Consider the following 12,168-nt stretch of genomic DNA (forward strand, 5'->3'; position numbering starts at 1 on the left):
GCAACGCAAGCCGGTGCACCGGCATGCGTTCGTGGAGCAGTAGCGTTGCCGTCTGTGAGCAGCCGCGAGCCCCGCAGCTACCCGTATGCCCCCGATCCCGGCGATCTCCCGCTGCTGCGGGGTGAGGCGTGGGGCGGCTGGCTCGTGACCCGCACCGTCGTCTGGTCCGGGCTGTGGCTCGTGCTCGGCTCCGTTGCCGCGGCACTGTTGGCCCTCGTGGGCCTGTGGCACCCGTGGGTCGCCGCGCCGGTCCTGCTCGTGCTAGCCGTGGTAGCCGGACTGGCCACGGCGATGGTGCCCGTACGCCCGCTCCCGGTGTGGTCGGCCACCCTGCTCGTGGTCCTGTCGCTGGCGGCGGTGGCCTGGGCCGGCGTCACCCACTCGGAGCAGGTGCTGCCGCGCCGGGACTCGGGCTCCTACCTCCAGTCCGCCATCGAGCTCGCGTCCGGGCACGCGCGACCCATCGCGGTGTCGCCCGAGTCGGTCGGCGGCGCGGACGTGCTGGCCATCGACGGCATCACCCTGGCGAGTCCGGCGTTCTACGCGACGGGCAGTGCGCAGGCCCCCCGCATCCAGCCGCAGTTCCCGATCGGGGCCTCGGCCTGGTACTCCGTCGCGTGGTGGGTCGGGGGACCGGCCGCGGTGGCCTGGGCGCCGGCCATCCTGTTCGGAATCACCGTGCTCGGCGTCGGTCTGCTGGCCTCCACCGTCGTCGGCCCCCGATGGGGGCCGCTAGCCGCCCTCGGCACCGGCCTGCTCTTCCCCCTCGTGCACGTCGCCCGCTCGACCTACTCCGAACCCGTGGCCCTGCCCGTGCTGGCGACGGGGCTCGTGACGATGGTGCTCGCCGCGCGAAGCGCCAGGGTCCCTGACATCGTCGTGGCCCGTCGCACGGCCGTCGTCGCCGGCGTCCTCATGGGCGGGGCCGTGGTGATCCGCGTGGACGCCCTGCGCGAGGTCGTCCTCGTCGTGCCGGTGGTCGTGCTTGCCGCGCTCCAGCGGCAGGCCCATGCCAGGGCGCTCGGCGTCGCCACGGCTCTCTCTGCCGCTGTCGCCTTCGGCGTGACCTGGCTGACCTCGAGCGAGTACCTCGGAAGCATCGCGGGTTCGTTGCTCCCGCTTGTCGCCCTGGGCGTCGCGGCGTGCGTCCTCGGTGCGGTCCTGCTGTTCGGTGCCGCACGAGGGTGGGCGATGCCGCCGCTCGTCCAGGCCTGGCTCCCGCGAGTGCTTGCCAGCGGCTTCGCGCTGGTCGGCGTCGTGCTGGCCAGCCGGCCCTGGTGGCAGGTCGTGCGTCAGTCGGCTGCCGATCCCGGGGCGCGCGTGGTCGCCGGCCTCCAGGCCCGTCAGGGTCTGACGGTCGACGGCGGACGCACCTACGCGGAGCAGACCGTCACCTGGCTGTCGTGGTGGCTCGGCCCGGTCGCGATCGCCCTCGCCCTGGTGGCGACGGCGGTGCTGGCCCACCGCGCCGCCTCGTCCTGGGTCGACGGCCGGGAGCTGCCCGGGTGGACCGGCCCGGCCGTCGTCGCGATCGGCTCCACCCTGCTGACGCTCTACCGCCCCGGCATCACGCCCGACCACCCGTGGGCGGACCGGCGTCTGGTCATCGCCCTGCCGACCGTCGTGCTCCTCACCGTCGCGTCCGCCGCCGTGGTGTCGCGGTGGTCCACCCGCCGACTCCCGTATGCCGTGAACGTCGCCGTGAGCTGCGGCGTCGCGGCCGCACTGCTCATTCCGACCGGTCTGGCGACCTGGCCGCACGCGGACGAGCGGGTGGAACAGGGGGAGTGGGCCGCGGTGGACCACGTCTGCGCCGCGATGCGGCCCGGCGACGTCGCCCTGATGGTTGACTCCCGCGCGGCGAACGAGTGGCCCCAGGTGCTGCGGGGGTACTGCGGGGTGGGCGCGCTGTCGACGACCTCGGCATTGCGCAACGACCCGACGCGCCTCGCCGCCGCGGTCGAGCAGATCCGTCGCGCCGTCGACGCGCGCGGAGGCCGGCTGGTGCTGGTGGCGGCGGACTCGACCGAGGCGCTCAGCAAGCTCGGGCTGAGGACCGCCGTGGTCGCCGTCGACACCCGGGTCGACGAGGACGCCCGGTTGCTCGAGAAGCGCCCGGACTCGTTGGTGCAGCTGCCGATCCAGGTCTGGCTCGGCCGCACCGACTGACCCCTGCATTCAACCTCGACTTGTTGCCTTCAGCTGGTCATGCGACCCCCCGTTCGGCCGTCCGGTGACCACGAGGCGGCAACAAGTCGGGAAGGGCTTCGACGTGTTGCTCTGCGCTGGTCACGGATCGCCGAAATCGTCGTCCGGTGACCACCCGTCGGCAACAAGTCGGGGAGGGCTTCGACGTGTTGCATCCTGCTGGTCATGCGACCCCCCGTTCGGCCGTCCGGTGACCCCGAGGCGGCAACAAGTGGAGTCCTGGGTATGCCGTTGCGGTCAGTTGGGGGCGAGCTGCCAGGCGGTGGTCGTGCCGTCCGGCCCGACCAGACTGCCTGCGGCCAAGGCCTCACGGACCCGCTCGCGGACCTGCTGCTCCTCGTGGGCTGCCGCGTCGAAGTACACAGTCACCACTACGGCTGCATCAACGACCTCGGGCCTGGTGAAGTGCTCCCACCGGCACGGTCCGTCATGTTCCCAGTGGCCGCAGAGCGCGACGGTCACGGCACCACCGAGGGCGGCCACATCCCCGCGAAGGGCGCCCACGCGGCATACCTGCTCGTAGGTCCAGTCCCGGACGGCTGCCATGCAATGGAGCGTAAGACCCTGCGCCCCCGGGCGCCGGATGGCTAGCCTCGACCTGTGAGCCTCGACTTCCGCCCGCTGACCGAGTCCGACCTCGATGCGATGCTGGACGTGCGGGTCAGGGCGTTCGGGCCGATGTCGGGTTCGGGAGCCGGGCTGTGGCGTGCGGTCAACACCGAGCTGATCGCCGACGGGCGGCAGTTCGGCGTCTTCGACGGGGACCAGATGGCCGGGTGCGGCAAGGCCCGCGGGTTCGAGCAGGCGTGGCACGGTCGGCTGGTGCCGATGGCCGGGATGGCCGGGATCACCGTGCTGCCCGAGTTCCGCGGCCGGGGGGTGGGGACGCGGCTGATGCGCGGACTGTCGGAGGTCTCGGTCGCGCGAGGGGAACCGATCTCCGCGCTCTACCCCGCGACGGTGCCGGTCTACCGCCATCTCGGCTGGGAGCTGGTCGGTGCGCAGAGTCGGTACGCCCTTCCCGCAGCTCAGCTGAGGACCCTCGGTGGCGACACGCGGCTGCGGAGGGTGGGGACAGACGACATCCCGGAGCTGCGCGAGCTGTGCGCGGCGGCCCTGAGAGGGGGCCGTGTCAGCGGGCCGCTGCTCTGGCCGGAGAACGAGTGGCTCCGCCGGGTGACCGACGCCGAGACCTTCATCTACCGGGCCGACGACGGCGTGGTCGTCTACGGCTGGCACGGCAGCGACCTGCTGGTGCATTTCCTGTGGGGTGCGACGGAGAGCACCCTGCGCAGCCTCTGGGCCGTGGTGGGTTCGGGCTCGTCGGTGGCCAAGACAGTGCATGCCTACCTGTCCCCGGACGACCCGCTCTTCTGGCTGTTGCCCGAGGAGGCCGGGCACGAGGTCGAGCAGCACGGGTGGATGCTGCGGATCCTCGACGTGGCAGCTGCCCTGACGGCGCGCGGCTACCCCGCCGGTGTCGACGGGTCGTTCACGTTCAGCGTCGCTGACGGCCAGGGTGATGCTGACGCCGGCGGGTACCGGCTGACCGTCGGCAGTGGCGAGGGGACCGTGGAGCGGACGCCGGCGGCCCAGCCGGAAGCCCTGCGGCTCACGAGCCGCGGGCTCGCCGCGCTCTACGCGGGCCGACCGCTCGCGGCCATCAAGGCTGCGGGGCTGGGCTCCGGCGGCGATTCTGGGGCGGCCGAGCTCATCGACTCCGTGTTCGCGACTTCCACCGCCTACCTGACCGACTACTTCTGAGGTCTCGCGGGCAGCGCCCGCCAGGACGACGTGGCGCGTGTCAGCTGCGCTTGGCGAAGGCCTCGGCGGCGTGGCGACGGACGGCGGCATACGTGCCCTTGTCAGCGGCAGCGATGATGCCGGGCGTGAGAACCGTTGGGGAGTAGGGCGTTCCGTCGGTGTGCCCGACGAAGCCACCCGCCTCGGTGACCATCAGCGAACCGGGCGAGTGGTCCCACGGACTGTTGCGGGCGTAGAGGATGTAGTCGGTCGCGCCCTCCATCAGGCGGGGGTAGTCGACGCCGCAGCAGACCCACGAGCCGACGAGTGCGGGCAGCTTCCCGAGCGAGTGCCCGCGCAGCGGCCAGATCGACGTGACGCCGCGAGGATCCTCGTCGTCGGCGACGGGCTCGCGGACGACGCGCTCGCCGTCGCGGTAGACGCCGGCACCCTTCTCGGCCACCCAGGCGACCTCGTGCTCGGGCTGCCAGATCCAGGCCCGCACCGTCTCGCCACGGACGACCTCACTGACCATGACAGCGTGGTCGGGGGAGCCGTGGACGAAGTTCTTGGTGCCGTCGACCGGGTCGACCGTGAACGCGTGCTCGGCCTCGACGTAGCGGTCGAGGGTCGTCGGGTCGGCAGAGGTGAGCTCCTCGCCGAGGATGAACGCACCGGGAAACGCGGCCGACAGCTCGCGGGTGAGGATCGCCTCTGACTCGTGGTCGGCGATCGTGACCAGGTCGCCCGGGTTCTTCTCCATCACCTCGCCGTCGGCCAGCGCGCGGAACCGCGGCGTGATGACGTCGGCCGCGACTGTCTTCATCAGGTCAAGCACCTGTTGGGTGTCCACGACCCCACCGTTCCACACCGGCCGACCGCACGGTCCATCGGTCCGTGGTTGCCTCGCCCATCGCCAAGGGCCCGGCCATGCGTGGGACCCCCACGACTTTGAAGGATTCTCCGGATCCTGACCCGGAGAATCCTTCAGGGTCGCGGGGCTGTGGATGACGGACGAGGCGGTGGCAAGCGTCAGCCAGAGTGGTCGAATGCCGGTCGACTGGACGACGCTGCGTCAGCACGCGACGCGCCAGTCCGACCTGCTCACCCGGCGGCAGTGTCTGGCCGCAGGGATGACGGACGATGCGCTGCAGTGGCGCGTCTCGTCGGGCCGATGGGCTCGGCTGCGCGTCGGCGTCTTCCTCACGAGGCCGGGACGGGACGACTGGCACGTCACGGCGACCGCTGACCTCCTGCGGTGCCTGTCGGGCGCGCCCGCCGCCGATGCGGCCTTCTGCGGTCGCTCTGCCCTCTACCTGTGGGGCCTGGAGCGCAAGCCGCCGGTGGTCACCGAGGTGGTGGTTCCCTACGAGCGTGCCATCGCCTCTGGACCGACCCTGATGGTGCGACGGTCGGTGCGGTGGGAGGACCTCGTGGATGAGACGGCGTACCCGTGGCGCACCACGCTCCCCGCCACTCTCCTGGACGTGGCCGCCAGGGGGTCCGCGATCGATGCGCTCTCTGCCGTCGCCCGCGCTGTGCAGAAGGAGGTCGTCTCGGTCGGCGAGCTTCGCGGAGAGCTCGCCAGGCGGCAAGGGCACCGCCACAGCCGCGTCCTCGGTCCCGCCCTGGCGGACGTCGAGGAGGGTGCCCAGAGTGGCGCCGAGGTGCTCTATGTCCGCGATGTCGAGCGCGCTCACGGGCTGCCCAGCACGACACGACAGGCGCTGTCGGACGTCGGTCGTCGACGGTTGCACGACAACGAGTACGCGGGCTACGGCCTGGTTGTCGAGGTGGACGGGAGGCTCGGCCACGAGCAGTGGCAGGACCGGGTGAAGGACGGTCGGCGGGACCGCCAGCTGCTGTCCACCGCCCGCGCCACCACCAGGGTCTTCTGGGCCGATGTTGCGGTCACGCCGTGCGACACCGCGGTGGACATCGGGGCAGTCCTGCGCGCTCGCGGGTGGCCCGGCCGTCCCCGTCGCTGCAGACGTGCCGGCTGCGCGGTCCCGCCCGGCTGACAACCTCGTGCCTTGACCCCGCGGCTTTGAAGGATCGTCCGGATCCTGACCCGGGAAATCCTTCAGAGTCGCGGGGTGGAACGGCATGGGCGAGGTGGCGGCGGCAGGCGGCGGCGCGCGGGTAGGCTCGCGGACGAGATGAGTGACTACCCCACACAGACGTTCCCGTCCCCGGATGTGCCCGCCACCGAGGTGATCAGCACCGGTCAGCAGGCTCCCGCCGCGGCACCGGCCACCCCGACGCAGGCCGTCCCCGCCCCGACGCAGGCCGTCCCCGCCCCGACGCAGACCACCCCGGCCCCGCAGGCAGCCCCAGCCAGCACCGAGGGTGAGCCGCCCGTGAACCCGGCGGACGCGGCATACCTGCCGGCGCGTGAGCCGGTGGCGGCGCCGCTGCCCGGCGAACCCGGCCACGGCAAGCCCTTCGTCACCATCGTGCTGCCCTGCTTCAACGAGGCCGCGCACGTGCTCCAGGAGATCGACCGGATCACCGTCGCGATGAACGCCAGCGAGTTCACCTACGAGCTGTTGTGCATCGACGACGCCTCCACGGACAACACCCTCGAGGTGCTTCGCGACGCGGCCAGCCGCTACGCCAACATCCGGGTGATGCCGTTCCGCCGCAACGGCGGCAGTGGCACGGCCCGCCGGATCGGCACCCAGCAGGCGTTTGGCGAGATCGTGGTGTGGACCGACGCGGACATGACCTACGAGAACGAGCGGATCCCCGAGCTCGTCCGGATCCTGCGCGACGACGACTCCTACGACCAGGTCGTCGGCGCCCGCACCACCGAGGAAGGTACCCACAAGTGGGCGCGTGTCCCGGCGAAGTGGCTGATCCGCAAGATCGCCGAGAAGCTCACCAACCAGACGATCCCCGACCTCAACAGCGGGTTGCGTGCGTTCCGGCGCGAGGTGTCGCTGCCCTACCTGCGGCTGCTGCCACCGGGATTCAGCTGCGTCACGACGATCACGCTGGCGTTCCTGTCCAACCAGCACGACATCAAGTACGTCCCGACGAGCTATGCCAAGCGGGCCGGCGTCAGCAAGTTCCACTTCGTCCGCGACGCCTACCGCTACATCCTCCAGGTGCTGCGCATGGTCATGTACTTCGACCCGCTCAAGGTGCTCATGCCACCGGCCCTCTGGCTGATCGTCATCGGGCTGCTCAAGGGCATCGTGGACATGTTCCGCCACCCGTTCTACTTCCCGGCGAGCACGGTGCTGCTCATCGTCAGCGGGATCATGATCGGTTCCCTGGCGCTGCTGTCCGACCTCGTCGTGCGGTCGCGGACGGGCGTGTGAGCGCGCGTCGGTATGCCGCGCTGTCGGCCCCTGAGCTGGCGTGCGGCCGCGCGCAGTCGGCTGGGGGACGGCTTCGGTGACGCCCAGCGCTGCCCTCAAGGTCGCCGTGGTCGGCCCCACCCATCCGTACAAGGGCGGCGTGGCTGCCCACACGACCAGCCTCGCGCACGAGCTGGCCGAAGCGGGGCACGACGTGACCCTGGTGTCCTGGTCGCACCTCTACCCTTCGAAGCTCTACCCGGGTGAGCAGGCCGTGCCCGGCGGCGCCCCGGACGTCGAGTCGTTTCCGCGCACGGTCCGCGCCCTGAGCTGGGCCCGTCCGGACACCTGGGTGCGCACCGGTCGCCGGCTGCGCAGCTTCGACGTCATCGTCGTGGTCCACGTGATCCCGGCTGTCGTGCCTGCCCACCTGGCCCTGCTGCGCGCGGCGGGCGTGGGTCGCCGAAACGCCCAGCGGGGTATCGGACACGCAGGCCCTCGCACCGTCGTGATCGCCCACAACGTGCTGCCGCACGAGACGCACCTCGGCGACCGCGAGCTGATGCACACCTTCTTCGAGCGCGTGGATTCCGTTCTGGTGCACAGTGATTCGCAAGCGCGGATCGCCTACGAGCTCGGTGCACCGAGGGTCTCGGTCACCGACCTGCCACCGCACCTGCCGGGTGGCGCACCAGTGGAGCGCGCGGCCCACGAGGGTCCGCCGCGACTGCTCGCCCTGGGGATCGTCCGGGACTACAAGGGTGTCGACCTGCTCATGGAGGCGCTCGCTGAGGTGCCCGGCCCGACCCTGACCGTGGCCGGCGAGATGTGGGGAGCCAGCGGCGACCGCGTCAAGGAGCTGGCCCAGGACCCGCGGCTGCGGGACCGGGTCGAGGTCCACGGCGGCTACGTCCCGGCGGATCGGCTGGCACCGCTGCTCGCCTCCCACGACGTGCTGGCCCTGACCTACCGCAGTGCCACGGCTTCGCAGAACGCGCTGCTCGGCCAGCACCACGGACTGCCCGTGCTGGCCTCCGACGTCGGCACGTTCGCCGGCCAGGTGAGGGATGGCGTCGACGGGCTGCTGGTGCCGCCGGGGGACAAGCAGGCGCTGGTGGACGCCCTCCAGAGACTCGCCGAACCCGGTTGTGCCGACCAGCTGCGGTCCCAGGTCCGCCAACCCGACCTCTCGGGGCCCTGGGCGCGCTACGTCGGGACGATCGAGGCTCTCGCCGCGGTAGAGCCCGCCGCCGAGCCGGACGACCACGGGTCGTCCGAGGACGCTCCGGCCACCGGGGCTGCTGCCGTCGTCGGCCACCTCCGCCACCGCACCTCCAGTGCCGTCCGAGCGGTCGTCGCAGCCTCACGGCCCGAGGTCGAGCTGGGCAGGGGCGACCTCCCGGAGTGGATCCACGCCTCCGACATCCTCGCTGACGGCCAGGACGCCGACGACGCCAAGGCGTTCGCCCGCAGCCTCGGCCTGCCGCGCTGCAGCGACGGGATCGCTGCCTGGGCAGCCCTGGGCGCGCTCGCTGCGATCGTCCGGGTCCGCGACGACGGCCGCCGCAGCGCGGTCATCGTCGACGAGTCCGGCAGCCGCTCGCCGCTGTCGAAGTGGGCCCGCGCCATCGGGTTCGCCCCGGTGGAGCTCGAGCTGACCGGCCACCGCTCGAGCGTCGAGGTGCTCGACGTCGACACCGCATCGCTCGACGTCATCGTGCGACTGCATCCGGGGGGCTGCGACGCCGACGACATCGACGAAGCCATGAGCCAGGCTTCCTGGGCACTGAAGTCCGGTGGGTTGCTCTGCGTGACGCTGCCGGTCGGTCACTCCGGAGCCGAGGGTGCGCTCGGGCCGGCCGACGTCCGCGCGGTCCTGGCGCGCTCCCACGACTTCGGGTTCGTTCTGGTGGGCGATCTCGACGGCGACATCGCCGGACGCATCCGGATGGCATCGGACACCTCCACTCGCACCGACGCGGCATACGGGCTGCTCCGGTTGACGCTGCGGAGGCGCTGACATGACAGAGGCATCACGGTGACCCGGTCCCGCCTCTTCTCAGGACTGCGAATCCTGTTGGCCCTGTTGGTCGTCGCCGCTGTCAGCATCGCCGTGGCGCGCAACTGGCGGGACGTGTCGGCCGACATCGGACGGATCGACGCCGGGACGTTCGCCCTCGCAGCAGTGCTCGTCTGCCTGCCCCCGCTCTTCACGGTCCTGGGCTGGCGCATCCTGCTGGCTGACCTCGGGTCCCCGCTCCACCTCGCGCCGGCCGGCGGCATCTTCTTCGTGGGCCAGCTGGGCAAGTACGTCCCGGGCGCGGTCTGGAGCATCGTCGCCCAGGCCGAGATGGGGGTACGGCTGCACATCCCGCGCCGCCGAATGGCGGTGGTGGCGTTCGTGTCGGTCGCGATCGCCGCGATCTGCGGCCTGATCGTCGGTGTCCCCGCGCTGCCGCTGCTCATCACCCGCGACGACTCCGCGGCGAAGACCGGGTGGGTGGTGCTGCTCGCCATGCCGCTGCTGGCCGTGGTGCTGTGGCCGCGGTTGCTCAACTGGGCCATCGCGACGGTGCTGCGGATCCTGCGCCGGGAACCGCTCGAGCGCCAGCTCTCCGGCCGCGCCGTGCTGTCGGCCACGCTGCTGTTCATCGGCGCCTGGGTGTGCTCGGGCTTGCACGTGCTCGTCCTTGCGCGGGCGACCAGCACCGACTACGAGACCGGCCAGCTGCTCCTCGCGACCGTGTCGGGTTTCGCGCTCGCTTCCTCGCTGGCGATGTTCAGCGTCGTCCTGCCCGCGGGAGTCGGCGTCCGTGAAGGGGTGCTGGTGCTGATCCTCGCGCCGGTCACCTCCACGTCCGCGGCGACCGCGGTCGTGGTGATCTCGCGCTTCCTCACCGTGGCGGCCGACGTCGTCTTCGCCTTGCTCGGGTGGGCCTACGCGCGCTCGCACCACCTCCTCACCTCCCCTCAGGAACGCGAGCACGACCACATCGTTGTCGACCCGTCCGACGGCGACGACAGTGATGACAGTGATGGCGGCGGGGAAGCGCTCGAGTCGCAGGCTCCCGGCCCGAGGAGCCCGCGGTCATGAGCGGAGAACCCGCTGGTGCGGACCTCCCCGACGACGTGCCCACCAATGCCGAGCCCACCAACGCCGAGCCCACCAATGCCGAGCCCACCAACAGCGAGCCCACCAGACGGGCGGAGCAGCTTGCCTACTCCGAGCTGATGGGCGCGATGCTCGACGAGAAGAAGCGGCGCCAGAAGGCCCAGAAGATCCTCGCCGTCGTGCGCCACGCGCTCGGTCGCGACGACCTGGCCGGTCTGCGTGCCCTCGACGTCGGCTGTTCGGCCGGCTTCATCGCCGACGAGCTGGCCCTGGCCGGGGCGCACACGACGGGCGTCGACATCGACGAACCCGGCCTGATCGCCGCGCGCGAGCGCTTCGGTGAGCGCGTCGAGTTCCGCCTGGCCCGCGGAGAGGCGCTGCCGTTCGAGGACGGCTCGATGGACGTCGTGGTGTTCAACCACATCTACGAGCACGTCGTCGACCCCGAGTCGGTCGTGGCCGACATCCACCGCGTGCTGAGCCCCACCGGCGTTCTGTACCTCGGCATCGGGCACCGTCACCAGGTCGTCGAGCCGCACTACAAGCTGCCGTTCCTGTCCTGGCTGCCCCGGGGCGCAGCCGACCGCTACATGCGGCTCACCGGACGAGGCGAGCACTACTACGAGCACTACTACTCCCGGGCCGGGCTGCGCCGCCTCTTCGCGGCGTTCGACGTCTGGGACTACACGCTGCCGGTGATCGCGGACAGCGGTGCCTTCGCCGGGACCGACCAGATCCCCCAGTGGGTGTCGCGTGTCCCCGCGCCGGTGCTCGAGCGGGCGGCGCCGATGGCCCCGACCTACATCTGGGCGGCCTTCAAGGACGCCGCACCGGCAGGTCCGACGCTGCGCGTCAGCCCCGTTCACCTCTGACCGGCCACCCTGACCGAGCCGCCTGACCGAGCCGCCTGACCGAGCCACTCGACCTGGCCACAGACGCAGGTATGCCGCCCGCTGAGGCCAGCGGGCGGCATACCAAAGGTGGTGCGTGGGCGTGCGGCCCGTGGCGCGGTCAGGCCGCGCCCGGCTCCTGGGTGTTGTCCTTGGGGAACTTCTTGACGAAGTCGACGACGACCTGGCCGGAGATGTCGCCGCACATCTCGCGGTGGCCGGCGTCCTTGGCCCAGTGGACGAGGGCGTAGGGCTTGTCCGCCGGGAAGGCGCCACGGCTGGCGTCCCACTCGACGACCTTGAACTTGCCGCTCGAGTCCGCCAGCTTGTTGCCCTGGTCGGCGATGTCCTTGAGGAGGGTGGTGTCCTTCACCTTGGCGCCGTCGTACCAGAGGATCGTGTAGCCGTGCTCGAGGTTGTGGACCAAGGTCTCGACGACGGGACGGTCTGCCGCGGTGTAGAAGTCGCGGCCGCTGACGTCGGGGCTGACGAAGTGCGGCCCGTTGCTCGGCGGGATGGTGGCGTACTTCACCGAGGTCTCGTCGGGCTTCGAGGTCCCCGGGCCGACGTGCTCGCCCGAACCGGCGTTCGCGTCGGTCGTCACGGGGTCACACTTCGCGGCGCCGACCGAGACACCGAGGTTGGGCAGCTGCTTTGCCTTCGCGTCGTTGATCGCAAAGAGGACGACGCCCGTGAGGCCGGCGAGCAGGACGAGGCAGCCGACGACGATGCCGGCGACGACCTTGCGTTCCTTCGCCTTCTGCTGGTTCTGGATCTCGGCCAGTCGGGCCTTGCGGTCCTGGCTCGCGCGCTTGTTTGCCACTGGTTCCTCGGGTGGTTCGGGGGCGGGTCGCGCAGAGTCTACGTCGCCCGCCTGCGGACTTTGTCACCCCAACGCGCAACACTGGCA

10 protein-coding genes are annotated in these 12,168 nt (G+C 71.4%); 7 read left to right on the top strand and 3 right to left on the bottom strand.

Features of this window, described 5'->3' with window-relative positions; all coding sequences use genetic code 11:
• Positions 1–54 precede the first annotated feature (54 nt).
• Entirely contained in the window at positions 55–2,169 is a 2,115-nt protein-coding gene (locus tag EAH86_RS01515) for a hypothetical protein (protein WP_140736858.1), read from the top strand.
• A 276-nt stretch (positions 2,170–2,445) separates the two neighbouring features.
• On the opposite strand, the gene EAH86_RS01520 is transcribed toward EAH86_RS01515, so the two are convergent.
• Positions 2,446–2,754, bottom strand: a complete 309-nt coding sequence (locus tag EAH86_RS01520) for a hypothetical protein (RefSeq protein WP_140736859.1) — start codon at positions 2,752–2,754, stop codon at positions 2,446–2,448.
• 54 nt (positions 2,755–2,808) lie between these two features.
• On the opposite strand from EAH86_RS01520, the gene EAH86_RS01525 reads away from it, so the two are divergent.
• Positions 2,809–3,972 carry a GNAT family N-acetyltransferase gene (locus tag EAH86_RS01525; protein WP_140736860.1) on the top strand — a complete coding sequence of 388 codons (1,164 nt, stop codon included), beginning with the start codon at positions 2,809–2,811 and terminating at the stop codon, positions 3,970–3,972.
• Between the two features lie 40 nt (positions 3,973–4,012).
• On the opposite strand, the gene EAH86_RS01530 is transcribed toward EAH86_RS01525, so the two are convergent.
• Positions 4,013–4,804, bottom strand: a complete 792-nt coding sequence (locus EAH86_RS01530; RefSeq protein WP_140736861.1) for an inositol monophosphatase family protein — start codon at positions 4,802–4,804, stop codon at positions 4,013–4,015.
• Positions 4,805–5,000: 196 nt separating this feature from the next.
• On the opposite strand from EAH86_RS01530, the gene EAH86_RS01535 reads away from it, so the two are divergent.
• The 5 genes from EAH86_RS01535 (at position 5,001) to EAH86_RS01560 (ending at position 11,240) form a co-directional block, all read left to right on the top strand.
• Positions 5,001–5,972, top strand: coding sequence for a type IV toxin-antitoxin system AbiEi family antitoxin domain-containing protein (locus EAH86_RS01535; protein ID WP_140736862.1), 972 nt, complete (start codon positions 5,001–5,003; stop codon positions 5,970–5,972).
• A 138-nt stretch (positions 5,973–6,110) separates the two neighbouring features.
• Positions 6,111–7,277: a glycosyltransferase family 2 protein gene (locus EAH86_RS01545; protein WP_241668124.1), complete on the top strand. Its 1,167-nt coding sequence runs from the start codon at positions 6,111–6,113 to the stop codon at positions 7,275–7,277.
• Between the two features lie 76 nt (positions 7,278–7,353).
• Entirely contained in the window at positions 7,354–9,276 is a 1,923-nt protein-coding gene (locus EAH86_RS01550) for a glycosyltransferase family 4 protein (protein ID WP_140736863.1), read from the top strand.
• 18 nt (positions 9,277–9,294) lie between these two features.
• Positions 9,295–10,350, top strand: coding sequence for a lysylphosphatidylglycerol synthase transmembrane domain-containing protein (locus EAH86_RS01555; RefSeq protein ID WP_140736864.1), 1,056 nt, complete (start codon positions 9,295–9,297; stop codon positions 10,348–10,350).
• On the top strand, positions 10,347–11,240 hold the full coding sequence (locus EAH86_RS01560; RefSeq protein WP_206665697.1) for a class I SAM-dependent methyltransferase: 894 nt from the start codon (positions 10,347–10,349) through the stop codon (positions 11,238–11,240). Before EAH86_RS01555 ends, EAH86_RS01560 begins: the two co-directional genes overlap by 4 nt.
• Before the next feature lie 139 nt (positions 11,241–11,379).
• Here the strand turns inward: EAH86_RS01560 and EAH86_RS01565 are convergent, their stop codons facing one another.
• The gene (locus EAH86_RS01565; protein WP_140736865.1) at positions 11,380–12,081 is read right to left on the bottom strand and encodes a DUF3105 domain-containing protein; all 702 of its coding nucleotides are present in this window, start codon (positions 12,079–12,081) and stop codon (positions 11,380–11,382) included.
• Positions 12,082–12,168: the final 87 nt, after the last annotated feature.

The sequence above is a fragment of the Pedococcus bigeumensis genome (assembly GCF_006438965.1).
In the GTDB taxonomy this organism is placed as follows: Bacteria; Actinomycetota; Actinomycetes; order Actinomycetales; family Dermatophilaceae; genus Pedococcus; species Pedococcus bigeumensis_A.